The following is a 25,200-nucleotide window of genomic DNA, read 5'->3' on the forward strand; positions in this document are numbered from 1 at the left end:
GAAGTCACCAGGCCGTGTCGAGGTCCGCGTGCTCCCGCACCCAGGCGTGCATGACGATTCCCGCCGCCACGCCCGCGTTGATCGACCGCGTCGATCCGAACTGCGCGATCGACACGAGCAGCGACGCGGCGTCGCGGGCCTGCTCGGACAGGCCGGGCCCCTCCTGACCGAACAGCAGCACACACCGCTCGGGCAGCTTCGCCCGCTCCAGCCGAACCGAGCCGGGGGTGTTGTCCACGGCGACCAGCGCGAGGTCCTCGGCGCGCGCGAACTCCACCAGACCTCGCACGTCCGGGTGGTGCAGCACGTGCTGGTACCGGTCGGTGACCATCGCGCCCCGCCGGTTCCACCGCTTGCGGCCGACGATGTGCACCGCCTTGGCCGCGAACGCGTTCGCCGTGCGCACCACGGTCCCGATGTTGTGGTCGTGCTGGAAGTTCTCGATCGCCACGTGGAAGGAGTGCCTGCGGGTGTCCAGGTCCGCGACCACCGCCTCGCGCTTCCAGTAGCGGTAGGCGTCCACCACGTTGCGCCGGTCGCCCTCGGCCAGCAGCTCGGGGTCCCAGTGCTCGCCCGTCGGCGGCGGGCCCTGCCACGGGCCGACGCCGACCTGCTCGGTGCCCCACTCGGTGGGGCCGGGTTCTTCTTCGGGCACCGGCTTACAGGCCGAGGTCGGCGAGGCTGAGCAGCGAGCGGTACGGCAGGCCCTCGGCCTCGATCGCCTCCCTGGCACCGGTGTCGCGGTCCACGACGGTCGCGACACCGACCACCTCGGCGCCTGCCTCGCGCAGCGACGCCACGGCGGTCAGCACGCTGCCGCCGGTGGTCGAGGTGTCCTCGACGGCCAGCACGCGGCGCCCGGCGACGTCAGGGCCCTCGACGAGGCGCTGCATGCCGTGCGCCTTCGACGCCTTGCGCACCACGAACGCGTCCAGCTCGCGCTCGGCGGCGTGCAGCATCGCGCAGGCCACCGGGTCGGCGCCCATGGTCAACCCGCCCACGGCGGAGAAGTCCCAGTCCGAGGTGAGCTGACCGAGCAGCTTGCCGATCAGCGGTGCGGCGGTGCGGTGCAGGGTGGCGCGGCGCAGGTCGACGTAGTAGTCGGCCTCGGCGCCGGAGGAGAGCACGACCTTGCCGTGCACGACGGCCAGTTCGCTCACGAGCTTGGCGAGTTCGGCCTTGGCGGTGGGATCCACTTCGACGGTCACGAGCGGTTAGCTTCGCACGTCAGGTCCGCGCCGGCTTCGAGCGGTGGTTCGAGCTCGGTCCCTGTCCCGGTTCCACGCCGAGGTTGGTGATCATCCGCTTCAGGCACTCGATCATGAACGCGTAGTCGTCCTCGGAGATGCCCTCCAGCGACTGGCGGCGCACCCCGCTGATCACCAGCGCCAGCTTGAGCTGCCCGGCGCGGCCGATCTCGGTGAGCGTCTGGCGGACCACACCCGAGCGCGGATCGACCTCCGGCGCGAGCCAGCCCCGCGCGCACAGGTCGCTGATGATCTCGTCGAGCTGCTCGTCGGACAGGCTGCGCAGGGAGGAGTGCAGCTGGTCCCGCGTCGCCCCGGCGGGCGCCTCCCGGACCAGGCACAGCACCAGCCAGTGCTGCCTGCTGACCCCGGCGTCGCGCAGCCGTTCGTCGATGGTGTGGTTGAGCACCTCGCCGGTGCGCTTGATCCAGTAGCCGATGGGCTGACGGCGAATCTCTCCCGTGTAGTCCACCGCGGCCCCCTCGCTCACGCGCCGATCACCCGAACCCTAGGACCTTTTCGCGAGGAGCACACCGCCGATACCGGAAATCGGTGGGCCGTTCACCAGTTCCGTTATCTCAGCGCTTGAGCCTGCTCACGCCCGCCTTGTTCATCACCATCCGCACGAGCGACCTCGGCAGTACCTTGCCGAGCCCGATGGCGGCCTTGTAGTGCACTCCTGGGACGGAGATGACCTTGCCGCGGCGCAGGTCGTTGAGGCAGTCGTGCACCACGCGGTCGGCCTCCAGCCACACCCACTCCGGCGCCTTCGACATGTCGATGGAGGCGCGCTCGTGGAACTCGGTGTGGGTGAAGCCGGGGCACAGCGCGACGACGCGGACGCCGGAGCCGGCGAGCGCCGCGGCGAGCCCCTCGGAGAACAAGGTCACCCAGGCCTTGCTCGCGGCGTAGGTCGATCCGCGCTCGGGGAAGAACGACGCCACGCTGGACACGTTGATCACCGCGCCGCGCCGCCGCTCCCGCATGCCGGGCAGGGCAGCGTGGGTCAGCCGCAGCACGGCGGTGACGTTGACGTCCAGCTGCGACTGCAGCTCCTCGACGGGCGCGTCCCAGAACTCCTTGCCGGTGCCGAACCCGGCGTTGTTGACCAGCAGGTCGATCGGCGCGTCGGGGTCGCCCAGCCGCAGCTCCACCATGCCGCGGTGCTTCTCGTCGGCGAGGTCGGCGGCGAGCACCTCCACGTGCACGCCGTGCCGCTCGCGGAGCTCGTCGGCCAGCTTCTCCAGGCGGTCACCGTTGCGGGCGACGAGCACGAGGTCGTGCCCCTCGGCGGCGAGTCGGCGGGCGAAGCAGGCACCGATGCCCGCCGTGGGACCTGTCACCAGCGCAGTCGGCATAACACGAGGCTATCCCGCGTGCACCGCCCGCACACCACCCCGTGGGAGAACCGGGGCCGGGCGGCTACTGGGAGGTGTGCTGCGAGCTGGACGGCCGGTAGACGTCGGTGCTCTCGGGGTGCTCGGGGTGCTCGTTCGGGTCGGAGTCGAACGGGTCGACGAAGTCCGCGACCTCGCCGAGGTCCGACAGCAGGCGCTCCAGGCGGGCGGGATCGGCGTTCGGCGGGGCGGCCGCGAGCACCCAGGTGCCCTCCAGCCAGACCACCATCACGTCGTCGCCGATCTCGTCGACCGCCTCGACGAACTCCGGGGTGATCACCGGGTGTGCGATGGCCATGTCCGCGGTGAAGCCGTAGCGGTTGCCGACCGGGCCGTAGAGGTCCAGCTCCGCCTCGCGCTCGCGGGCGAAGGGCACGCTCGGCTCCCACAGCTCCAGCACCGTCGGCACCGCGCGGCGCAGCTTCACCGCGGCGAGCACCATGGTGACCTTGCTGCCCTGCTCGTGGTCCATGACCTGCACGAGCCTGCGGCCGTCCGCGGTGAACATCGAGCCGGTGACCACGTCGGTGGCCCCGCCGGACTTGGAGAAGGCGAGGCCGCCGTGCTGCCACTGGGTCAGCAGCGCGTGGTCCTGCTCGGCGAAGCGCCAGCCGCGCAGCGCGGCCCATCTGCGCCGCTCGCGATTACGTGCCGTGCGCTGCGCCCGGTCTCCGGCGAGCAGCGCAAGGCCCGCCACGGCCGCTACGACGGCAACGAGGAACCAGATCCACGCCGGGATGCCCACACTGCGCAGCGTAGCGGTGAGATCGACCACAACGTAGGTCACGCGCGGCCCAATGGCATCGAATTGGCCACAAAACCTGCATATGGACGATCTCACCCGGACGGGTAGAAACCGGCTACGCTCCTCGTGTCAACGCGTTGACCTGCAAAGACGAGCTGTCGTCCGTCACGTCGACGCGAACGCCGTCGCCGTCACGAACATCACCCGACAGTAGTTTTCTCGCGAGCTGGTCACCGATCGAGGACTGCACGAGGCGGCGCAGTGGTCGCGCCCCGTAGACGGGGTCGAACCCGTTGAGCGCGAGCCAGTCCCGGGCCGCGGGGGTGACCTCCAGCGTGAGCCTGCGCTGCGCGAGCCGCCTGGCGAGCTTGTCGACCTGGATGTCCACGATCGAGGTGAGCTCCTCGGTCGCCAGCGCGTGGAAGACCACGACGTCGTCGAGCCGGTTGAGGAACTCCGGCTTGAAGTGCCGCTGCACCACGCCGAGCACCGCCTCCTGGCGCTGCTTGTCGTCCAGCGTGATGTCGGTCAGCGCGTGCGAGCCGAGGTTGGAGGTCAGCACCAGGATCGTGTTGCGGAAGTCCACGGTGCGGCCCTGGCCGTCGGTCAGCCTGCCGTCGTCGAGCACCTGCAGCAGCACGTCGAAGACGTCCTGGTGGGCCTTCTCCACCTCGTCGAGCAGCACCACGCTGTACGGCCGCCGCCGGACCGCCTCGGTGAGCTGGCCGCCCTGGTCGTAGCCGACGTAGCCGGGCGGGGCGCCGACGAGCCGCGCGACGGTGTGCTTGTCGCCGTACTCGCTCATGTCGATGCGGATCATCGCCCGCTCGTCGTCGAAGAGGAACTCCGCAAGCGCCTTGGCCAGCTCGGTCTTGCCGACGCCGGTGGGGCCGAGGAACAGGAACGAGCCGGTCGGCCGGTCGGGGTCGGCGACGCCCGCCCGCGCCCTGCGCACCGCGTCGGAGACCGCGCGCACGGCCTCGGTCTGGCCGATCACCCGCGAGCCGAGCTCCTCCTCCATGCGCAGCAGTTTGGTCGTCTCACCCTCCAGCAGCCGTCCGGCCGGGATGCCGGTCCACGAACTGACCACGTCGGCGACGTCGTCGGCGGTGACCTCCTCCTTCAGCATCACGTCGGCCTCCGGCGCGGCCACGGCGGCGGTCGCCGCGTCGAGCTCCTTCTCCAGCGCGGGGATCCGGCCGTAGCGCAGCTCGGCGGCTCGGCCGAGGTCGCCGTCGCGTTCGGCGCGCTCCGACTCGCCGCGCAGCTGCTCCAGCTGCTCCTTGAGCTCGCGGACGCGCTCGATCGAGCCCTTCTCGTTCTGCCAGCGGGCGGTCAGCCCGGCCAGCGTCTCGCGCTGCTCCGCCAGCTCGGAGCGCAGCGCGTCCAGCCGGATCTTCGAAGCCGCATCGTCCTCTTTGGACAGTGCCATCTCCTCGATCTCCAGCCTGCGCACGGAGCGCTCGACCTCGTCGATCTCCACCGGCCGCGAGTCGATCTCCATCCGCAGCCGCGATGCGGCCTCGTCGACGAGGTCGATCGCCTTGTCGGGCAGGAACCGCGCGGTGATGTAGCGGTCGGAGAGCGTGGCGGCGGCGACCAGCGCGCTGTCGGTGATCCGCACGCCGTGGTGGACCTCGTAGCGCTCCTTGAGCCCGCGCAGGATGCCGACCGCGTCGGCGACGCTGGGCTCGCCGACCAGCACCTGCTGGAAGCGCCGCTCCAGCGCGGGGTCCTTCTCGATGTGCTTGCGGTACTCGTCCAGGGTCGTCGCGCCGACCATGCGCAGCTCGCCGCGGGCCAGCATCGGCTTGATCATGTTGCCCGCGTCCATCGCGCCCTCGCCGGAGGCGCCGGCGCCCACGATGGTGTGCAGCTCGTCGATGAAGGTGATCACCTGGCCCGCCGAGTCGGTGATCTCCTTGAGCACGGCCTTGAGCCGCTCCTCGAACTCACCCCGGAACTTCGCCCCGGCGACCATCGAGCCCATGTCCAGCGAGATGACCCGCTTGCCGCGCAGGGACTCCGGCACGTCACCGGCGACCACGCGCTGGGCGAGGCCCTCGACGATCGCGGTCTTGCCGACGCCGGGCTCGCCGATCAGCACCGGGTTGTTCTTGGTGCGCCGGGACAGCACCTGGACCACGCGGCGGATCTCCGCGTCGCGGCCGATCACCGGGTCCAGCTCGCCGCGCCGGGCGCGCTCGGTCAGGTCGACGCCGTACTTCTCCAGCGCCTTGAAGGTGCCCTCGGGGTCCGGGCTGGTGATCCGCGCGGAGCCGCGCACCTTGTCGAATGCCTCGCGGATCGCGTCGGCGTTGGCGCCGTGCCGCACCAGCAGCTCGCCGACCTGGCCGCCCTTGGCGGCGAGGCCGACCAGCAGGTGCTCGGTGGAGACGTACTCGTCCCCCATCTCGGTCGCCAGGTGCTGGGCGTGGGTGATCGAGCGGACGGCCTCCCCGGAGAAGTTCGGGGCGTTCACCGTCGAGCCGGACGCGGCGGGCAGCGCGGTGGCGAGCTTGTCCAGCTCCTCCCGCACCTGCTTCGGGTCCGCACCGACAGCGGTCAGCAGCGGCGTGGCCAGGCCGTCCGCCTGGGCCAGCAGGGCGCCGAGCAGGTGCACGGTGCCCACGTCCGGGTTGCCTGCGACGGTGGCCGCCTGGATCGCGGCCGAGATCGCCTGCTGTGCCTTCGTGGTCGGATTGAAAGCGTCCATTCCCCACCTCGTGTCGAGCCCTGGCAGAAAACTCTGTTCAACACCCTGCCCAACGTTCGCAGGGTTGAGTGTGTTCCGCTCAACTTAGCTGAGGCGAGGGATGGCGAGTGGTCTTGCTCACCCGCCCGTCGCGCCTATCTCCGGCTTGTGGACTGTTCCCAGTTGTCCACAGGGGAATCCACAGAACCGTCCCGCTGCTCCACACGCTGGGGCGAGCTGCCCCCAGAGAGCGCCACTTCACCCACATGCTTCACCTGCGCACCCACAGGCTCAGCCGAGTTGTCCCCAATCCCCAGGTCGTTGTCCACAGCCTTGTCCTCAGCGGCTGTGGATGGACCGCGGAGCGGGACCTCCTTGATCAACAGCACCGAGGCCAGCGTGACCAGGGAGATGGCCGCGGCGATCAGGAACAGCAGGCCGGTGGCGTCGCCGTAGGCGTCGCGCACGACCGACCGGACCGGTTCCGGCAGGTGCGCGATGTCCAGCGAGCCGCCCCCGCCGGTCGCGCCGTGCAGCTTCTCGGTGACCAGCTCGGAGACGTGCGCCGCCAGCACGGCGCCGAGCACGGACACGCCCGCGGTGCCGCCGAGCGAGCGGAAGAAGGTCACCGTCGAGCTCGCCGTGCCCAGGTCGCGCACGTCGGTGGAGTTCTGCACGGCCAGCACGAGGTTCTGCATGCTCAGCCCCAGTCCGAGCCCGAGCAGCAGCTGGTAGCCGCCGAGCAGCGGCAGCGAGGTCTCGTGGTCGATCGTGGACAGCAGCGCCAGGCCGATGGCCATCAGCACCGCGCCGGAGACCAGGAAGCCCTTCCACCGGCCGGTGCGGGTGATCATCTGGCCGGACAGCGTCGACGAGGTCAGCAGGCCGAAGATCAGCGGCAGCGTGAGCAGGCCGGAGATCGTCGGCGAGAAGCCGCGGGAGAGCTGGAAGTACTGGCCGAGGAAGACCGAGGCGCCGAACATTCCGGTGCCGACCGCGACGCTGGCCAGCACGCCGAGCACCAGGGTGCGGTTGCGGAACAGCCGCAGCGGGATGATCGGCTCGGCCACCCTGGCCTCGACCACCAGCGCGACGGCGAGCGCGGCGAGCGCGCCGAGCACGAAGGCGGCGGTCTGCCAGGACAGCCACGGGAAGTTCTTGCCGACCAGGGAGATCCAGATCAGCAGCAGGCTGACCCCGCCGGTGATCAGCGTGGCGCCCGCCCAGTCGATGCGGACCTGGCGGCGCAGCACGGGCAGGTGCAGCGTCCTGCCGATCACGTACATGGCGACCAGGGCCAGCGGAACCACCACGAAGAAGCACCAGCGCCAGCCGAGCCAGTCGGTGTCCACGATGAACCCGCCCGCCAGTGGCCCCGCCACGGTGGCGACGGCGAGCACCGAGCCGGTGTAGCCGCTGTACCTGCCGCGCTCGCGGGGGCTGACCATCGCGGCGATGACCACCTGGGCCAGCGCCTGGACGCCGCCGAGGCCGAGGCCCTGCACGGCGCGGAAGGCGATCAGCTCGGGCATGGACTGCGCGAAACCGCACAGCACCGAGCCGAAGGTGAACAGGGCGATGGCGACCTGGTAGAGCTGCTTCTTGCTGAACAGGTCGGCGAGCTTGCCCCACAGCGGGGTGGTGGCGGTCGATGCGAGCAGGGTGGCGGTGACGACCCAGGTGTACTGGCTCTGGGTGCCCTTCAGGTCGGCGAGGATCGTCGGCAGCGCGTTGGCCACGATGGTCGAGCTCAGGATCGCCACCAGCAGTGCCAGCAGCAGCCCGGTCAGCGCGCGCAGGATCTCCTTGTGCGTCATGGGCTTGTCGGGCACGGGGGTGACGTCACTCATCGGGCGGCTCCGGTCGGTGTTGTCGGTTCTAGAGCGTCGCGCACGGCGCGCGTCATCGCTTGGATCAGTGCGCCGACCTGGTGGACCTCGGCGTCCGGCCAGTCGCTCAGCGCGTCGCGCAACCACTCGGACTGACGTCGCCGCCAGCCCGCGAGCAGCTCGACTCCCCGCTGGGTGGCGCTGATCAGGTGCACGCGTCCGTCGCAGGGCGCGGGGCGGCGGCTGACCAGTCCGGCGCGCATCAGCTGGGCGACCTGCCTGCTGATCACCGAGGGGTCGACGGCACGTTCCTGGGCGAGGGCGGTGCCCGCGCACTCGCCCCGGCGTTCGAGCTCGGCCAGCAGTCCGATCAGGGCGACGCTGGGCTCACCGGGTTCGACCTGGCGGGATGCCATCGCGTGTCGGAGCTGGACGAACTCGCGAACGTGCTGGATGAGCTCGACGCAGGTCTCGGTGGTGGGCGCCATGGCAGCCTCCCTCATGGTTGCGCAATACAACTATAAGGGAGTTAGTTGTACTCAGCAACCTTTTGCTGGGTGCGAGGGACCGGAGCGGCCGAACCCAGGCCCCTAGAGGTCCTCGTTGAGCTTGCCCAGCAGCTCCGAGAGCGCGCGGATGTCCTCGGTCTCCCAGTCGGACAGGCTCTGCCAGAAGCGCTGCCTGCGCTCGGCGCGCACGGCGACCAGCCGGGTCCTGCCGTTCGCCGTGAGCTGGACCAGCCGCGCCCTGCCGTCGGTGGGGTCGGCGACCCGCTCGATCAGCTCCAGCGACTCCAGCTGGGCCAGCTGCCTGCTCACCGTCGACTTGTCCAGCCCGAACCGCTCGGCGAGCTCGGCAGCGCGCACCGGCTCGCTGTCGGCGACGAAGACCAGCAGTCCGTACGCCGCCGCGTCCAGGTCCGGGTGCAGCCGTGCGGCCAGGGTCAGCGACAGGCTCCGCGCACGGCGGAACAGCACTGAAAGCTCTCGCTCAACCGCGTCCCCGGCCGCCCGCCGGTGCGCGTGGGCAGAGTCCTCGTCCGCCACCATGGTCTCCGGTCTCCCGTCCCGACTCCGTCTGACGGAAGACCGTAAGGTACGGCCGGTTCAGTCCCGGTGACCAACCTGGGACGGTTGCCAGGGTTTCGCCAGCGCCTTGGCGCCGAAGTAGTCGCCGCCCTTGCGCTTGGCGTCGTCGGTGCCCCACGGCCGGTCCCTGCTGATCGGCACCAGCCTCGGGATGTGCTTGCGGCAGTGGATGTAGGCCTCCTCGACCTCGACGACCACCCAGCGCTCGGGCGTGCGGCCCCTGTCGAAGTCGGTGGGCAGGCCGGGGTGCTCCCGCCGCAGGTCGGCGTCCTCGACGATGCGCGCGCGGCCGTTGACGTGCAGGCCGATCACGTCCTCGGTGAAGTCGATCATCAGGATGCCCACGTGCGGGTTCTCGCTGATGTTGCCGAGGCTGGCCATCACGCCGTTGCCCCGGTACTCCGGGTAGGCCAGGTGCTCGGCGTCCAGCGTCTGGACGAAGCCGGGCGGCCCCGCGCGCAGCGACGCGTCGCACTCGCCCTTGGTGTCGGCGGTCGAGACGAACAGCATCTCCATCCGGCCGATGAACTCGATCATCTTGTCGTTGAGGTGGCCGAGCACCTGGTCGTTGTAGAACCGCTCGGCGCGCTTCCGAGTGTCGTACACGTTCTGTAACAGGTGCTCGCCCTGGGAACCCGGCAGCCCCGGCTCGGGCTCGGCGTGCGGGTCCCCGGGCGGGAGCGCGATCTTCCTGGTCGCGGGCTCGGCGGGTGCCGGACGCTGGAGAAGCTGGGTCGGTTGTTCGGCTGCCCGGCGAACGGGTGCGCCTGAAGGGCTTTCTGGAACAGCGGTGCGCACGGGAGAATGGGGCAGCGGGACGGCTCGCAGAACACCGACGCTCCGCTGCCGATCGTGGTCAACTGGTCGTGTCACCTGCACCGCCGGGGGACGCGCGGGTGTCTCGGCCAGCTCCAGTTGCAGTAGGTCAGGACCGGCGGTACCGGTCGGGCCGGGGGAGTCGGGGCTCACGGTGTCACGGTGTCACGAACAGGTGGGTCGATGCACATGTCAGATGGGAGGTTCGCCCGTTGGCCGGAAGTATGTACACACGCAGTAAGCAAATTGCACTCGAAGGTGGCATCAAGCAGCCACTGGCCTGGATGACGAGTTAGTGTCCACCCTGTCGGGGGACGCTCGTCGACCAATGGTGGGCCACCGAGGCTCACCGAACAACGTGGAGAAGACGCGCCCGGACCATGACCGCGAACGCCGTGCTTATGCCAGTGCCGCCCTCGCAACCTAACCGCCAGCCCCCTGCCCAAGTCAGCGCCATGGTGCGGATGATTCGGGAGAGCTTCGCGGTGGTGGAGCCGAGGGCCGAGGATGTCGCCAGGTTCTTCTACGGGATGCTGTTCAGCCTCGCACCGGTCACTCGCGAGCTGTTCCCGGCGAACATGGAGGTGCAACGCAGCCGTCTGCTGCGTGCGCTGGTCCACGTCGTGCAGATGGTGGACCGCCCAGATGACCTTGTCCCGTTCCTACGCCAGCTCGGCCGCGACCACCGCAAGTTCGGTGTCGTCGCCAGCCACTACGAGGCGGTCGGTACCGCGCTGTTGTCCTCCGTGCGCAAGTACGCGGGCGACGCGTGGACCTCGGCCGTCGAACGCGCGTGGGCCGAGGCCTACACGATCATGGCCCGCACCATGCAGGAGGCCGCCAACGCCGACGAGAGCCCTGCCTGGTGGAACGGCCAGGTCGTCGGCCACCAGCGACTGAGCTGGGACCTCGCCATCGTGCGGGTGCAGACCGAGTACCCGGTGCCCTACCGCGCCGGCCAGTACGTCAGCGTCGAGACGCCGCAGCGCCCTCGCCTGTGGCGCTACCTCACGCCGGCCAACGGCCCGCGCGAGGACGGAATGATGGAGTTCCACATCCGCTCCGTCGAGGGCGGCTGGGTCAGCCGCGCGATCGTCGGGCACGCCCAGATCGGCGACGTCTGGCGGATCGGCCCTCCCATGGGCCGGATGGGCGTCGACCGCACCAGTGGCCGCGACGTGCTGATGGTCGCGGGCGGCACCGGTGTCGCGCCGATGCGCGCGATGGTCGACGACATGGCGCAGTGGGGCGAGAACCCCAGGGTCAACCTGTTCGTCGGTGGCCGCACCCGTGCCGACCTCTACGACCTGGAGAACCTGCAGCGGCTGGCCATGGGCAACCCCTGGCTGACCGTGGTGCCGACCCTGGAGGCCGACCCCGGAGCCCGCGGCGTCGAGCACGGCACGCTCGCCGACGTGGTGACCCGCTACGGCTCGTGGAACGACCGCGACGTCCTGGTCTGCGGCTCGCCAGGGATGATCCGCGCGACCGTCTCCCGGATGCTCGTCGCCGGGACTCCGCTCGACCGCATCAAGTACGACCCGTTCACCCTGGACTGAGCACCGGACGGACCCGCTCCGCACAGCGCGGAGGGGTCCGTCCGGGGCCGGTCAGGCCGGCAGCGGGCCGGTGGCGAAGAACGCCCGGCAGCTCTGGTCGGCCACGTAGTCGGTGGAGATCTCCAGCACCCGCTTGCCGTCCAAAGAGGACACCAGCGTCGGGCTGTAGTTCGGGCAGTAGTTGTCCCGCGCACCCGGCACCGCGACCGGTGCCACGCCCTCGGTCCACCGCCCGTTCCCGTTGTTGTCGTTGACGAACAGCGTCCTGCCGTTGCCCTCGGCGACCGAGCCGTCCGCGTTCTGCAGGATCTGGCCGATCAGCAGCAACCTGCCCTGCGGGGTCAGCGCGATCGTGGGCGTGTGCGTGAAGTACCGCCCGTGGGTGCTCTCGACCAGAGTGCCGAAGTCGAACGGATCGCCCCAGTTCACGCCGTCGTTCGAGGTCCGGTAGTAGACGGCGCAGAAGTACTTGCCGAACTGCGCGCAGATCTCGTAGGTCATGTAGAAGACGCCGTTGTGCAGCCTGCGCACGTTCGGCATCCCCGGCCGGTGCCACCGGTTCCCGCTCGTCACCACGTGGGTCTTCGGCCCCCAGGTGACGCCGTCTACGGAGACCCGCTGCGCGACGAGCTGGTCGAAGCGCGGCTTCTCGGTCTCGTCGGCGAACTGGCAGACCAGCCTGCCCGCCGCGTCGACGAACAGCTCCGGTTCCCACAGGCCCTGGCCGTTGGGCGAGTCGTAGCAGGAGGTCAGCTGCGACCAGCTGCGGCCGCGGTCCCGGCTCTGCCAGACCCGCAGCGACATGTTCCTCTCGTCCTGGCCGACGCTGCCCGCCCACAGCAACGTGCCCTTGGGCAGCTTGCCGACGCGCTGCGGCAGCTCGTAGAGGTGGGTGCAGCACAGGCCGCGCGCGGCGAGCGGGTCCTTGACCGCGCCGATCTTGCGGAAGGTCTTGCCGTCGTCGCGGCTCTCGTAGAGCGAGCCGATTCCGGCGCCGTTGGTGAACGTCGTGGTGGTGGCGATGATGCGGCCGTTGAACGGACCGGAGTGCTGGAGGCGGATCGCCCTCGGGTACGTGGCGTGCGTCTGTTCGAGCGAGCGCACGGCGCTGGGTTCGGCGAGTGCCGGAGTGCTGCTCGCGAGCAGCACGAGTACGGCCAGGAAGACCTGGCCCACGCGGCGATGCATGGGGCTCCTCGGGGAAGGAGTGCGTGTCGGGGAGGCACACTTTCCCATTCGGCTAGGCCGAACGCCGCATCGGCCTAGCCCATTTGCCCCGTTCGGCTCAGCGCTTCAGTGCTTGAGCTCACTGGCTCGGCGTCTCAGCGACGCGGCCGGGGCCGCCAGATCACCAGCGCCGTGGACTGCGGCTTCACCGGGACCAGGTCGTGGCGGTAGGAGGCGTGCACGGCGGCCGCCGCGCTCTCCGCCGCGGCGTGGGCCGCGGCGAGCTGCTCGTGCGCCTCGGCGAGGCGCTCGCTCAGCTCAGCGACCTTGGCGCCCAGCAGGTCGACGTGCTGCTCCAGCTCGATGATGCGCTTGATCGCGGAGAGGCTGATGCCCTCCTCCTGCGAGAGCCGCTGGACCTGGCGCAGCAACGTGATGTCGCGGGCCGAGTAGCGGCGGCCGCCACCGGGCGACCGGCCGGGAGAGACCAACCCCAGCCGGTCGTAGGTGCGCAGCGTCTGGGCGTGCAGCCCGGCGAGCTGCGCGGCAACCGAGATGACGAACACCGGGGTGTCCTCGTCGGTGCCGGGCGCCGCCGGGATGCCGTGCCAGCTGGGGTCGGAGCTCATCACGCCTCCCCTGGGTCTTCCTTGGCCAGCAACGCGTTCAGGCCGGCCCTCGGGTCGATTCCCGCCGTCGCCCCGGCGTACGCCTCAAGCGCGGCACGGGCCTTGTCGTCCACAGTGGACGGAACATGGACCTGGAGGGTGATCAGCAGATCACCGGCCTGCCCGTCCTTGCGCACGACGCCCCTGCCCCGGATCCGCAGCACGCGACCGCTCGCGGTGCCCGACGGCACCCGCACGGTCACCGAGGAGTCCAGGGTCGGGACGGTCAGCGTCGTGCCCAGCGCCAGCTCCGGGAAGGAGACCGGCACGCTCAGCGTCAGGTCGTTGCCGGAGCGGCCGAAGACCTCGTGCGGGGCGACGTGCACCCGCACGTAGAGGTCACCGGCGGCGGCCCCGTTGCGACCGGGTTCGCCCTGGCCGGACAGCCGGATCTTCTGGCCGTCCTCGACCCCGGCGGGGATCCGGATGTTCAGCGCGCGGGTCCGGGTGCTGATCCCGTCCCCACCGCACTCGCCGCAGGGCGTGTCGATGATCCGGCCGCCGCCCCGGCACTCCTGGCACGGCTCGCTGAAGGCGAAGGCGCCCTGGTTGCGGGTGACCAGGCCGGAACCCGAGCAGTTCGGGCAGATCCTCGGCGAGGTGCCGGGAGCGGCACCGTCACCGCCGCAGGTGCCGCAGGTGGTCGGGCTGGACAGGCGCAGCAGCACCGTCGCGCCCTTGACCGCGTCGACGAAGTCGATCCGCACCTCTGCCTCGACGTCCGAGCCGCGACGGGCGCGGCTCGCCGCGCCCGCGCCGCCGCCGCGCTTGCCGAACAGGCCGCCGAAGAGGTCGCTGAACCCGCCTCCGCCGCCCGCCCCCTGCGCGCCGCCGCCGCCGAAGATGTTGCCGAAGTCGAAGCCGGTGTTGCCACCGCTGAAGCCCTCGAAGCCCGGCCGCCTGCCGCCGAAGAGGCTGCGCGCCTCGTCGTACTGCCTGCGCTTCTCCGGGTCGGAGAGCACCGCGTAGGCCTCGGAGACCGCCTTGAACCTGGACTCCGCGGCCGTGTCACCGGGGTTGGCGTCGGGATGCAGCTCCCGCGCCAGCTTCCGGTACGACTTCTTGATCTCGTCGGCCGATGCCGATGAGGAAACGCCCAACTCGCCGTAGAAGTCCTTCTCGATCCAGTCCCGCGCACTCATCGGGCGTTTCCTCCCCTCGGTAGTCGGTCAGCCGTTGCCACGGTCGCCGGAGCCCGGCTCGACGACCTCGCCCTGGACGGACGGCGCTGGCTCGTGGTCGGTCACCGCGACCAGCGCTGAGCGCACGACCCGGTCACCGAAGCGGTAACCGCGGCGCAGCACCGCGGTCACCGTCGGGCCGGAGACCTCCGGCGAGGTGTCGTGCTGCACGGCCTCGTGCACCGACGGGTCGAACGGCTCGTTCCGGGTCCCGAACGGTTCGAGGCCGACCTTGGTCAGCGCCGCGCCGAGCTTGTCGGCGACCGCCTTGAACGCGCCGGTCAGGTCGCCGTGCGCCTCCGCCCGCTCCAGGTCGTCGAGCACGCCGAGCAGCTCGGTGGCCACCTGCGCCTTGGCGCCGGAGATCACCGCCTCCCGGTCCCGCTCGACGCGCTTGCGGTAGTTCGCGTACTCCGCGCTCAACCGCTGGAGATCGGCCGTGCGCTCGGCCAGCTGGGCCTGGACGGCAGCGGTCTCGTCGGCGACGGGCCGCTGCCCCGCCGCCTCCTCCACCACCGGCTCGGCGTCCTCGGCCGCGGCGTGCTTGCCGGTGCTCTCCTGGGCGACCGGGCCCGCGCCCGGCTCCTCGCCACCGGGAGTGGCCGGGCGCACCTCGCCGGTCTCCGGATCGACACGGCGACGGTCCCGGACCACCACGCGGGGCTCCCCCTCCTGGTGCTCGTCCGTCACTTCTTCTTGTCCTTCTCGTCGTCGACGATCTCGGCGTCCACCACGTCGTCGGCCTTGGCGTCGGCGCCCGCCTGCGCACCGGCGCCCGCGGCACCCTCCGGCGCGGCCTGGGCGTACATCGCCTGGCCGAGCGCCTGGGACTCGGCGTTGAGCTTCTCCACCGCGTCCTTGATGGCGGAGATGTCGGTGCCCTTCAGCGCCTCCTGCGCGGCGGTGACGGCGGCGGCGACCTTCTCCTTGGCCTCGGCGGGGACCTTCTCCTCGTTGTCCTTGAGGAACTTCTCGGTCTGGTAGACCAGGGTCTCGGCCTGGTTGCGGACCTCGGCCTCCTCGCGGCGCTTCTTGTCCTCGTCCGCGTGCGCCTCGGCGTCCTTCATCATGCGGTCGATCTCGTCCTTGCCGAGCGCGGAACCGCCGGTGATGGTCATGCCCTGCTCCTTGCCGGTGGCAAGGTCCTTGGCCTGCACGTGCACGATGCCGTTGGCGTCGATGTCGAAGGTGACCTCGATCTGCGGGACGCCGCGCGGGGCGGGCGGCAGGCCGACCAGGTCGAAGGTGCCGAGCTTCTTGTTGTAGGCCGCGATCTCGCGCTCGCCCTGGTAGACCTGGATGCCCACCGTGGTCTGGTTGTCGTCGGCGGTGGAGAAGATCTCCGAGCGCTTGGTCGGGATCGTGGTGTTGCGCTCGATGAGCTTGGTCATCACGCCGCCCTTGGTCTCGATGCCCAGGCTCAGCGGGGTGACGTCGAGCAGCAGGACGTCCTTGACCTCGCCCTTGAGGACACCGGCCTGCAGCGCGGCGCCGATGGCGACGACCTCGTCCGGGTTCACGCCCTTGTTCGGCTCGCGGCCGCCGGTCAGCTCCTTGACCAGCTCGGCGACGGCGGGCATCCGGGTGGAGCCGCCGACCAGGACGACGTGGTCGATGTTGCCGATCGGGATGCCGGCGTCCTTGATCACGTTGTTGAACGGCGCGCGGCAGCGGTCGAGCAGGTCGGAGGTGATCCGCTGGAACTCGGCGCGGGTCAGCGTCTCGTCCAGGAACAGCGGGTTCTTGTCCGCGTCCACCGTGATGTAGGGCAGGTTGATGCTGGCGGTGGAGGAGCTGGAGAGCTCGATCTTGGCCTTCTCAGCGGCCTCGCGGATCCGCTGCATCGCCATCTTGTCCTTGGTCAGGTCGATGCCGCTGCTGGTCTTGAACTTCTCCGCCAGCCAGTCGACGATGCGCTGGTCCCAGTCGTCACCGCCGAGGTGGTTGTCGCCGCTGGTGGCGCGGACCTCGACGACGCCGTCGCCCAGCTCCAGCAGGGACACGTCGAAGGTGCCGCCACCGAGGTCGAAGACCAGGATGGTCTGTTCCTTCTCGCCCTTGTCCAGGCCGTAGGCCAGCGCGGCCGAGGTCGGCTCGTTGACGATGCGCAGGACGTTGAGGCCCGCGATCTGCCCGGCCTCCTTGGTGGCCTGGCGCTGGGCGTCCTCGAAGTAGGCGGGGACGGTGATCACCGCGTCGGTGATCTCCTCGCCGAGGTAGGCCTCCGCGTCGCGCTTGAGCTTCATCAGCACGCGGGCGCTGATCTCCTGCGAGGTGTACTTCTTGTCGTCGAGCTCGACCTTCCAGTCGGTGCCCATGTGCCGCTTCACGGACCTGATGGTCCGGTCGACGTTGGTCACGGCCTGGTTCTTGGCGGGCTGACCCGTGAGGACCTCGCCGTTCTTGGCGAAGGCCACGATGGAGGGCGTCGTCCGCGAGCCCTCCGAGTTGGCGACGACCGTGGCCTCGCCGCCTTCGAGGACGGCGACGACGGAGTTGGTCGTCCCGAGGTCGATTCCGACCGCTCGCGCCATTGCAGTTTCCTCCATGTGTCCGTGATCGGTGCAGGTACCACGCCAAGGCCCGACGAGCCTTGAGTGCGTCTGGCTCAAGTCTGGATTCTCCGGCGCCCCGGCGTCAAACCGGAGTTGAGTGACCCGCGCTCAAGCTTTCTGACCCGCTCAACGGGCGGCCCGGTCGCGGTGTTCCCGGGGCCGGGGGCGACGGCCGTCACACTCTGTTGATCATGGTCATCCTTATGGTGGACGCCGTCCGTCTGCGTCCGAATGGCCTAACGCATGCCATGGCCAGGTGAAATCGAGATAACAAAACCTCCACTTTCTTCAGTGAAGTGCCCCTTCGGCTGCAAGGCGTGTGCATAGGGTCCCTCGTCACCCGTTAGAGGTAGTTCCGCTGGGTGGCCTGGGGAAGGAGAGCAATTGTCCGAGGGAAGACTCCGCAGGGGCCTCGTCGCCGCTGCGGCGGTGACCGGTCTGGTCGCCCTGTCGGTCGCGTTCAGCGCCGGCGTGGCCCCGGCCGCCGAGCCGGACGCGGCCTCGACCGAGGCGACCGTCCGTCAGCTCCCGCCCGGTCTGAAGGAAGCCATCCAGCGCGACCTGAAGACCGACGCCACGACCTACGTCGCCGACGCCAAGGCGGCGCAGAAGGCCGCGGAGACCGGCAGGGCCCTGCGCAAGGAGCTCGGCCGTGACTTCGGCGGTGTCTGGTTCGACCCGGCGACCAAGAAGGCCAACATCGCGGTCACCACCGAGGCCGCCGCGAAGAAGGCCCGCGCCGCGGGTGCCGAGGCGCACGTGCGCCCGACCACCGAGTCGAAGCTGAGGGACGCGCTCACCGCGCTGTCCGCGTGGGTCAAGTCGCTGCCGGAGGCCGAGCGCAAGCTGGTCTTCTCCGCGAGCATCGACGTCAAGGGCGGCAAGCTCAACATCGTGCTCGCCGACTCCGAGGACGGCCGCCGCATTCAGGCCAAGATGCCCAAGCCGGTCGTCGCCCAGGACGTGAAGTACGGCAAGCTCCAGCCCAAGGCCCCGGCCAACCTGCTCAACGGCAGCGGCTACATCGGCTCCAGCGGCGGTGCCAGCCCCAGCTACGGCCTGTGCTCCATCGGTTTCAACGCCGTTGACGAGAACGGCAAGCTGACCCCGCTGACCGCCGGCCACTGCGCGCTGATGCACCAGCCCGCCCTCAAGGACGTCTTCGTCGAGGTCAAGCAGGGCAACCAGTCCCAGCTCGGCGACAAGATCGGTTCCTTCGCCACCACCGTGTGGGACAACGCCGACAACGGCAGCGGCCAGATCGACGACCGCAAGGGCAACGACTACGCCACCATCCGCGTGACCAACCCGTCCGTGCGCGCGGTGCCGGAGGTCTACACCTGGGGCACCGCGGGCGGCAACGTCAAGGTCGACTCGGTCAGCCCGGCCATCGTCGGCATGAACGTGTGCAAGTCGGGCCGCACCACCGGCTGGACCTGCGGAAAGGTCGTCAACGAGCGGTCGCTGTGGTACATCGGCGACGGCACCGAGAAGGGCAGGGCCCAGCTCGGCTTCGAGTTCCACGGCGCCTGCGTCGCCGGTGGGGACAGCGGCGGCGCGATCGTCGCGGGCGGCGCCGCGCTCGGCTGGAGCACCGGTGCCTACTTCGAGGACTCCAAGTGCATCAAGGTGCCGGACAACAACGGCAACATGACGTACCAGAACCTCGGCGAGAGCCTGGCGACCGACATCCTCACGCTGCCGGAGTTCGCCAACAACAAGCTCACCGTGCTCACCACCACCGGTGACGCGGACGGCGACGGCGTCAAGGACATCGACGAGCTGTCGGCCAACCCGACGCAGACCAAGGACGCCAACGGCGACGGCATCGCCGCGCACCTCGACCCCGACGAGCCGAACCTGCGTCCGGCGGGCGTGAAGACCCCGGCCGCGGACGCCCGCATCACCGACACCAAGCCGACCCTCGGCGGCTTCGCCAAGCCGAACGCCAAGGTGAGCGTCCAGCTCGACGGCAAGGACCTCGGCGAGGTCACCGGCACCGCCCAGTCGGAGTGGTCGCTCAAGCTCTCCTCCGAGCTGGCGCTGGGCTCGCACGAGATCAAGGTCAAGCAGACCCTGAAGGGCACCTCGTCCAAGGAGACGGTCTCGAAGTTCACCGTCGTCCCGGTCGCCCCGAAGATCACCGAGCCTGCGAATGGAACCACCAGCGACAACGCCCGGCCCGCGGTTGCCGGAACCGGCGTCGCGAAGGCCCTGGTCACAGTGACCGTCGACGACAAGAAGGTCGGCGAGGCCACGGTGGCCGCTGACGGCAAGTGGTCCCTGCCGCTGACCGCCGACCTCGCCGCGGGCGAGCGCGTGATCGGCGCCCGTCAGACGCTGGCGAAGGTCGACTCGGACGCCACCACCGTCCGCTACACGGTCAAGGCCCCTGCCAACCAGCCCGCCCCGCAGCCCGGCAACAACAAGCCCGGCGGTGGCGGTGGCAACCTCGCCGACACGGGTGTGGACTTCGTCTGGCAGCTGGTGGTCGGCGGCCTGGTCGCCCTGGTCGCGGGCGCCGCACTGATGCTCAAGTTCCGCCGCCGCAAGGCCTAACCCCCGTTCCCTGACGGCCATTCGCGGGCTTATGGACGTGTTCGGACCTCCGGACCGGTCTATAAGCCCGCGAATGGCAGAGGGGGGTGGTGTGGGGGTGGGGGGCTGGCTGAGTTCGGGTGACGTGCTCGGGCCTGCGAGGATGCGCAGTTGATCCACCTGCCGGTGCGACACCCGCCACTTCCAAGTGGTTACTGGTGAGTAATATGGCGTAGTCTCCCGGCACGGTAGAAACCGGACAGGAGGCCGTGGGCATGGGCGCCTTGCACATCGTGTTGGGCCTGATCTGCGTCGCGATGACGCTGGTCTGGGTCGCGATGCTGACGCAGACCGTCATCCGCATGGTGCGCACGATCCGGCTCGGGCAACCCGACCCGACGCGCAACGGCCCGGTGGGGCCGCGGCTGAAGAACATGCTCAAGGAGATCCTCGGCCACACGAGGATGCTCAAGTGGGGCACGGTCGGGGCCGCGCACTGGTTCGTGATGGTGGGCTTCGGCTCGCTGGTGCTGACCCTGGTCGAGGCGCACGGGGAGGTGTTCGACCCCGCGTTCGAGCTGCCGATCATCGGGCACTGGACCGTGTGGGGCGTGTTCGTCGAGCTGATCGGCCTGACCACGGTCATCGGCATCCTGGTGCTGATCGCCATCCGGCAGCGCAACCACCCGCGCCGGGCCGACCGCCAGTCCCGCTTCTCCGGCTCCAACTTCCGCCAGGCGTACTTCGTCGAGGCGGTCATCCTCGGCGTCGGCCTGTGCATCTTCGGCATCCGCGCCTTCAAGTCCGCCAACGGCCTGCTGCCGTACCCGGTGTGGGCCGCGCCGATCTCGCACGGTCTCGGCGCGCTGCTGCCCGCCAGCCTGCTCGCGGTGTCGATCGTCGCCGCGCTGAAGGTGTTCATCTCCGGCACCTGGGCGATCGTGATCGCGCGCAACATGACCATGGGCGTCGCGTGGCACCGGTTCACCGCGTTCTTCAACATCTACTTCAAGCGCGAGCAGGACGGCGGCGTCGCGCTCGGCGCGCTCAAGCCGATGATGAGCGGTGGCAAGCCGCTGGACTTCGAGGAGGCCGACCCGGAGAAGGACGTCTTCGGCGCCGGCAAGATCGAGGACTTCGGCTGGAAGGGCTGGCTGGACTTCACCACCTGCACCGAGTGCGGCCGGTGCCAGTCCCAGTGCCCCGCGTGGAACACCGGCAAGCCGCTCTCGCCGAAGCTGCTGATCACCAGCCTCCGCGAGCACGCCTACGCCAAGGCCCCGTACCTGCTCGCCGGTGGCAGCAAGGACATGGCCGGTGACGAGGTCGGCATCACCGGCGACGACGCCGAGGCCCGCCTCGCCAAGATCGACGTGCTCGCCCTCGCCGAGTCCGAGCGCCCGCTCATCGGCGGCCCGGACGAGCTGGGCGTGATCGACCCCGAGGTGCTGTGGTCCTGCACCAGCTGCGGCGCGTGCGTCGAGCAGTGCCCGGTGGACATCGAGCACGTCGACCACATCGTCGACATGCGCCGCTACCAGGTGCTGATCGAGTCGAACTTCCCCACCGAGCTCGGCGGGATGTTCAAGAACCTGGAGAACAAGGGCAACCCGTGGGGCCAGAACGCCAAGGACCGGCTGGCCTGGACCGAGGCGCTGGACTTCGAGGTCCCGGTGTTCGACGGAGAGCTGGCCGACGAGACCGAGTACCTGTTCTGGGTCGGCTGCGCGGGCGCCTTCGAGGACCGCGCCAAGAAGACCACCCAGGCCGTCGCCGAGCTGCTGCACATGGCCGACGTGAAGTACGTGGTGCTCGGCTCCGAGGAGACCTGCACCGGTGACCCGGCTCGCCGCGCTGGCAACGAGTTCCTCTTCCAGATGCTCGCGCAGCAGAACGTCGAGGTGCTGAACGCGGTCTTCGAGGGCCGGGAAGCCAAGCAGCGCAAGGTCGTGGTGACCTGTGCCCACTGCTTCAACACGCTGGCCAACGAGTACCCGCAGCTCGGCGGGCAGTTCGAGGTCGTGCACCACACGCAGCTGCTGAACAAGCTGGTCCGCGAGCGCAGGCTGGTCCCGGTCGCGCCGGTCGCCGAGGACGTCACCTACCACGACCCGTGCTACCTGGGCCGCCACAACAAGGTCTACTCGCCGCCGCGTGACCTGATCGGCTCCACCGGCGCAACGCTGCGCGAGATGCCCCGCCACGCCGACCGCTCGATGTGCTGCGGCGCGGGCGGCGCGCGGATGTGGATGGAGGAGCGGATCGGCAAGCGCATCAACGTCGACCGCGTCGACGAGGCGCTGGGCACCGCGCCCACCAAGATCGCCACCGGCTGCCCGTTCTGCCGCGTCATGCTCACCGACGGCCTCACCCAGCGGCAGAACGAGAGCAAGGCCGACGAGAGCGTCCAGGTCGTCGACGTCGCGCAGATGCTGTTGGAGTCCGTGCGGCGCGGCAAGCCCGCCAAGCAGGACACGCCCACCGACGAGGAGCCGACCGGCACTCCGCTCCCGGAGCAGGACGACAAGGCGGCCACCGACTCCTGATTACCTGACAGGGGCGCAAATCTGTGCTGGACTGATTTTGTGTGCTCTCCGGCGATAGCCTCGCGGCCGGAGGTGGTTGAGGGTGGTGGCTGAAGTGATTGGCAGGCCGTACGACCCACCAGGTGCACCGTTCGATCCGCTGGTGGAACTGGCGGGCATGTGGACCACCGATCTCGCGGAGCGCTATCTGCCTGTTCCTGGCGTTCCGCCGGTGAAGTACGAGTGCCTGGACGGAAACCTGATCATGAGTCCGTACGAGGCGGGCCCCAATGGGTTCGCCATGTTGAAACTCGCCATGGCGATGGACGGTCCAGCTCATGAAGCGGGCCTTGCCGTCTACCCCACGGTCAACCTGAGGATCACCTCGCAACGGTGGATCCAGCCCGACCTGACAATCGTGCGGAACCCGAATCCGGATGTCTGGGTTGACGTCGACAATGTGGTCCTTGTCGGCGAGTTCGTCTCACCGTCCAGCGTGCGGAGGGACCGGTTCGACAAGCCTGACCTGTGCGCCGAAGCCGGTATCCCGTACTACCTGCTCGGCAAGGCAGATCTGCGGCAGCGGTTCGTGTCGCTTCGCCTGTCCCGGCTTGAGTTGGGTGAGTACAAGGTCATTGCCGAAGCGGTGAGCGGTGAGCTGTTCGAAACCGACGAACCGTTTCCGATTTCGCTCAGGCCGCTCGACCTGCTGGACATCCGGCGCTGAGAACAAGAAGGGCGGCTCCCCGTTACGGGGAGCCGCCCTTCGTCTGTCCTCTGTGGTCAGTTGGTGCCGCGGGTGAAGCCCGCGTCCAGGCTGACCATGCCCGCGCCGGGGGCGAGCTGGATCTTGTCGGACTTGACCGTGCCCGACTTGCCGGTGAAGTCCGAGTCGGTGGTCGCGTCCGGGCCGGCCTCGGTCTTGGTGGCCGTCGTGCCATCGGGACCCGTGGTCTGCACCGTGTAGCGGCCGGAGGGCAGGTCCTCGAAGGCGTACTCGCCGTTCTCGTCCACCTTGGCCGTGCGCTGCGCGATCTTGCCGTAGTAGTCGGTGGCGCCGGTCAGGGTGAAGCCGCGGGAGTCCGTGTACGCCTTCTCCGTCTCCTGGTGGATGCCGTCGCCGTTCTCGTCGATCCAGGCGAGGCCGGTGATGCTGCCGCCGCGGATGCCGAAGCGGACGAACTCGGTCTTGCTGCCGCGCACCTCGACCTTGCGCTCGTCCTCGGTGGTGGAGACGAAGCCGGACTGGCCGCCGTCGAGCTTGTAGGTGCCCGGGCGCAGGTCGGTGAAGCGGAACTTCCCGTTGGCGTCCGCGACGGCGTCGGCGACCACGTCACCGTCGGCGTCGTAGAGGCGGACCTCGGCCTTCTCCGCACCCGGCTCCCCACCGGTGGTGCTGCGGTCGATGAGGCCGTTTCCGTTGCGGTCGAAGAAGACCGTGCCGTCGATCGCGCCGAGGCTGCCCGAGATCGCGCCCGCGGAGGGGACGAAGCTCATCAGGATCGCCGCCGAGATACCGGCGCCGAGGACGGTGGATGCGGACCGGCGGATGCCCCTGGTCATGCTGGTTCCCCTCGCGGAAGTGGTGCTTGGTGCCGGTGCTGCGGGCGTCGGCGCTAGGTAGACGTTCGCTCCGGTACGCGGGTTGTCCAAGATCCTACTTTCACTCCGAAGATCTAGACCCGGCGGGGACTCCTCCGCCAGACCCGTCACCGGAACAGCGCAGCGGAGGTGTTCGGTGTGGACTGTGGCTCACTCCTGTGGCCCAACGGGCCCTGCGTGGCACGCTGACGCCATGTCGTCCATCGCCGCCTTCGCCAGTGCAGCTCAGCGCGCCGTCGTCCCGCCGTTCCACGTGATGGAGGTCCTCTCCGCGGCGGCTCGCAGGCAGCGCGAGTCCGGCGACGTCATCTCGCTCGCCGCGGGCCAGCCCGCGACGCCCGCCCCCGAGCCGGTGCGCGCCGCCGCGGCCGCCGCCCTTGAGCGGCACACCCTCGGCTACACCGAGCAGCTGGGCATCCCCGAGCTGCGCGCCGCGATCGCCGGGCACTACGGCCGCCGCTACGACCTGGACGTGGCCCCGGAGGACGTGGTGGTCACGACCGGCTCCTCCGGCGCGTTCCTGCTCGCGTTCCTCGCCGCGTTCGACGCGGGGGACCGGGTCGCGCTCGCCCGCCCCGGCTACCCGGCCTACCGCAACATCCTGTCCGCGCTCGGGTGCGAGGTCGTCGACCTGCCGTGCGACGCGAGCACCCGGTTCCAGCCGACGATCGAGATGCTGGAGGCGTTGGAGAAGCCGGTGCGCGGGCTCATCGTCGCCAGCCCGGCCAACCCCACCGGGACGGTGCTCGACCCGACCGAGCTCGCCGCGATCACCGCGTGGTGCGAGGCGAACGGAGTCCGGCTGATCAGCGACGAGATCTACCACGGCATCAGCTACGAGCGCCCGCTCGGCTGCGCGTGGCAGACCTCCCGCGAAGCGATCATCGTCAACTCGTTCTCGAAGTACTTCTCGATGACCGGCTGGCGGCTCGGGTGGATGCTGCTGCCGCGCCCGCTGCTGCGCGCGGTGGACTGCCTCACCGGGAACTTCACACTCTGCCCTCCGGCGCTCGCGCAGTACGCGGGAGTCGCCGCGTTCACCGCCGAGGGCTACGCGGAGGCGGACGGGCACGTGGCGCGCTACCGCCGCAACCGCGACGAGCTCCTTGCCGGGCTGGCGAAGCTCGGCATCGACCGGGTCGCTCCCGCCGACGGCGCGTTCTACGCCTACGCCGACGTCTCGCACCTCACGCAGGACTCGATGGCCTTCTGCGAGCGCCTGCTCGCCGACACCGGAGTGGCGATCGTGCCCGGAGTGGACTTCGATCCCATCGACGGCAACCGTTTCGTCCGGATGTCCTTCGCGGGCTCCACCGAGGACGTGCGGGAGGCCGTTCACCGCATCGGCGGCTGGCTGGGCTGACGGGAACTTCACGTCCCGCGCAACCGTTCAGTTGGCAAGACGCTCAGGGGAGGACACCATGCTCGCCATCATCGCGACGCTGCTGATCATCTGGTTGGCGCTGACCGTGCTCGGACTCATCTTCAAGGGCCTGTTCTGGCTGGCCGTCATCGGCGGTATCGCGTTCCTGGTGACCGCGGGACTGGGCTGGTTCAAGAAGAACCAGTCGCCCAAGTACTGACCTCC

23 protein-coding genes are annotated in these 25,200 nt (G+C 69.8%); 7 read left to right on the forward strand and 16 right to left on the reverse strand.

Going from position 1 to position 25,200, the window contains the following annotated elements; all coding sequences use genetic code 11:
* Positions 1–4 precede the first annotated feature (4 nt).
* From ACFFQA_RS23055 to ACFFQA_RS23100, 10 genes are all read right to left on the reverse strand, one after another.
* Positions 5–655, reverse strand: coding sequence for a TrmH family RNA methyltransferase (locus ACFFQA_RS23055; RefSeq protein ID WP_377855747.1), 651 nt, complete (start codon positions 653–655; stop codon positions 5–7).
* Positions 656–659: 4 nt separating this feature from the next.
* Positions 660–1,208 (reverse strand): orotate phosphoribosyltransferase, encoded by a 549-nt coding sequence (gene pyrE / locus ACFFQA_RS23060; protein ID WP_377855750.1) that lies wholly within the window; start codon positions 1,206–1,208, stop codon positions 660–662.
* Between the two features lie 19 nt (positions 1,209–1,227).
* Positions 1,228–1,737, reverse strand: coding sequence for a MarR family winged helix-turn-helix transcriptional regulator (locus tag ACFFQA_RS23065; protein WP_377855753.1), 510 nt, complete (start codon positions 1,735–1,737; stop codon positions 1,228–1,230).
* 88 nt (positions 1,738–1,825) lie between these two features.
* The gene (locus tag ACFFQA_RS23070; RefSeq protein WP_377855756.1) at positions 1,826–2,605 is read right to left on the reverse strand and encodes an SDR family NAD(P)-dependent oxidoreductase; all 780 of its coding nucleotides are present in this window, start codon (positions 2,603–2,605) and stop codon (positions 1,826–1,828) included.
* 64 nt (positions 2,606–2,669) lie between these two features.
* Positions 2,670–3,431 carry a TtfA family protein gene (locus ACFFQA_RS23075; RefSeq protein ID WP_377855759.1) on the reverse strand — a complete coding sequence of 254 codons (762 nt, stop codon included), beginning with the start codon at positions 3,429–3,431 and terminating at the stop codon, positions 2,670–2,672.
* Positions 3,432–3,504: 73 nt separating this feature from the next.
* Complete coding sequence (gene clpB / locus ACFFQA_RS23080; RefSeq protein ID WP_377855762.1) at positions 3,505–6,105, reverse strand: ATP-dependent chaperone ClpB; 2,601 nt, start codon at positions 6,103–6,105, stop codon at positions 3,505–3,507.
* Between the two features lie 134 nt (positions 6,106–6,239).
* On the reverse strand, positions 6,240–7,934 hold the full coding sequence (locus tag ACFFQA_RS23085) for an MDR family MFS transporter (protein ID WP_377855765.1): 1,695 nt from the start codon (positions 7,932–7,934) through the stop codon (positions 6,240–6,242).
* Positions 7,931–8,401, reverse strand: a complete 471-nt coding sequence (locus ACFFQA_RS23090) for a MarR family winged helix-turn-helix transcriptional regulator (protein ID WP_377855768.1) — start codon at positions 8,399–8,401, stop codon at positions 7,931–7,933. Before ACFFQA_RS23090 ends, ACFFQA_RS23085 begins: the two co-directional genes overlap by 4 nt.
* Positions 8,402–8,503: 102 nt before the next feature.
* Positions 8,504–8,962: a MarR family winged helix-turn-helix transcriptional regulator gene (locus ACFFQA_RS23095; RefSeq protein ID WP_377855771.1), complete on the reverse strand. Its 459-nt coding sequence runs from the start codon at positions 8,960–8,962 to the stop codon at positions 8,504–8,506.
* A 57-nt stretch (positions 8,963–9,019) separates the two neighbouring features.
* A complete protein-coding gene (locus ACFFQA_RS23100; RefSeq protein WP_377855774.1) occupies positions 9,020–9,607 on the reverse strand; it encodes a pyridoxamine 5'-phosphate oxidase family protein in 588 nt (195 codons plus the stop codon).
* A 12-nt stretch (positions 9,608–9,619) separates the two neighbouring features.
* Here ACFFQA_RS23100 and ACFFQA_RS23105 point away from each other — a divergent pair, with 12 nt between their 5' ends.
* Both ACFFQA_RS23105 and ACFFQA_RS23110 read left to right on the forward strand, forming a co-directional pair.
* Positions 9,620–9,772 carry a hypothetical protein gene (locus ACFFQA_RS23105; protein WP_377855777.1) on the forward strand — a complete coding sequence of 51 codons (153 nt, stop codon included), beginning with the start codon at positions 9,620–9,622 and terminating at the stop codon, positions 9,770–9,772.
* 500 nt (positions 9,773–10,272) lie between these two features.
* Entirely contained in the window at positions 10,273–11,376 is a 1,104-nt protein-coding gene (locus ACFFQA_RS23110; RefSeq protein ID WP_377855780.1) for an FAD-binding oxidoreductase, read from the forward strand.
* A 51-nt stretch (positions 11,377–11,427) separates the two neighbouring features.
* On the opposite strand, the gene ACFFQA_RS23115 is transcribed toward ACFFQA_RS23110, so the two are convergent.
* From ACFFQA_RS23115 to dnaK, 5 genes are all read right to left on the reverse strand, one after another.
* On the reverse strand, positions 11,428–12,564 hold the full coding sequence (locus ACFFQA_RS23115) for a sialidase family protein (protein ID WP_377855783.1): 1,137 nt from the start codon (positions 12,562–12,564) through the stop codon (positions 11,428–11,430).
* A 134-nt stretch (positions 12,565–12,698) separates the two neighbouring features.
* Positions 12,699–13,172 (reverse strand): heat shock protein transcriptional repressor HspR, encoded by a 474-nt coding sequence (locus ACFFQA_RS23120; RefSeq protein WP_377855786.1) that lies wholly within the window; start codon positions 13,170–13,172, stop codon positions 12,699–12,701.
* Entirely contained in the window at positions 13,172–14,353 is a 1,182-nt protein-coding gene (gene dnaJ, locus ACFFQA_RS23125; protein WP_377855788.1) for a molecular chaperone DnaJ, read from the reverse strand. Before dnaJ ends, ACFFQA_RS23120 begins: the two co-directional genes overlap by 1 nt.
* A gap of 27 nt (positions 14,354–14,380) precedes the next feature.
* The gene (gene grpE, locus ACFFQA_RS23130; protein WP_377855791.1) at positions 14,381–15,082 is read right to left on the reverse strand and encodes a nucleotide exchange factor GrpE; all 702 of its coding nucleotides are present in this window, start codon (positions 15,080–15,082) and stop codon (positions 14,381–14,383) included.
* Positions 15,079–16,926 (reverse strand): molecular chaperone DnaK, encoded by a 1,848-nt coding sequence (dnaK, locus tag ACFFQA_RS23135; RefSeq protein WP_377855794.1) that lies wholly within the window; start codon positions 16,924–16,926, stop codon positions 15,079–15,081. Before dnaK ends, grpE begins: the two co-directional genes overlap by 4 nt.
* Positions 16,927–17,331: 405 nt before the next feature.
* Here dnaK and ACFFQA_RS23140 point away from each other — a divergent pair, with 405 nt between their 5' ends.
* The 3 genes from ACFFQA_RS23140 (at position 17,332) to ACFFQA_RS23150 (ending at position 22,737) form a co-directional block, all read left to right on the forward strand.
* Positions 17,332–19,506 carry an LPXTG cell wall anchor domain-containing protein gene (locus ACFFQA_RS23140; protein ID WP_377855798.1) on the forward strand — a complete coding sequence of 725 codons (2,175 nt, stop codon included), beginning with the start codon at positions 17,332–17,334 and terminating at the stop codon, positions 19,504–19,506.
* A gap of 254 nt (positions 19,507–19,760) precedes the next feature.
* A complete protein-coding gene (locus ACFFQA_RS23145; RefSeq protein WP_377855800.1) occupies positions 19,761–22,031 on the forward strand; it encodes a (Fe-S)-binding protein in 2,271 nt (756 codons plus the stop codon).
* 82 nt (positions 22,032–22,113) lie between these two features.
* On the forward strand, positions 22,114–22,737 hold the full coding sequence (locus tag ACFFQA_RS23150) for a Uma2 family endonuclease (RefSeq protein ID WP_377855802.1): 624 nt from the start codon (positions 22,114–22,116) through the stop codon (positions 22,735–22,737).
* Positions 22,738–22,793: 56 nt separating this feature from the next.
* Here the strand turns inward: ACFFQA_RS23150 and ACFFQA_RS23155 are convergent, their stop codons facing one another.
* Positions 22,794–23,573 (reverse strand): SdrD B-like domain-containing protein, encoded by a 780-nt coding sequence (locus tag ACFFQA_RS23155; protein WP_377855805.1) that lies wholly within the window; start codon positions 23,571–23,573, stop codon positions 22,794–22,796.
* Between the two features lie 232 nt (positions 23,574–23,805).
* Here ACFFQA_RS23155 and ACFFQA_RS23160 point away from each other — a divergent pair, with 232 nt between their 5' ends.
* Positions 23,806–24,975: a pyridoxal phosphate-dependent aminotransferase gene (locus ACFFQA_RS23160; RefSeq protein ID WP_377855808.1), complete on the forward strand. Its 1,170-nt coding sequence runs from the start codon at positions 23,806–23,808 to the stop codon at positions 24,973–24,975.
* 58 nt (positions 24,976–25,033) lie between these two features.
* Entirely contained in the window at positions 25,034–25,195 is a 162-nt protein-coding gene (locus ACFFQA_RS23165) for a hypothetical protein (protein WP_377855810.1), read from the forward strand.
* The last annotated feature ends 5 nt before the right edge of the window (positions 25,196–25,200 follow it).

The organism is Allokutzneria oryzae, from assembly GCF_042429765.1.
GTDB lineage: Bacteria > Actinomycetota > Actinomycetes > Mycobacteriales > Pseudonocardiaceae > Allokutzneria > Allokutzneria oryzae.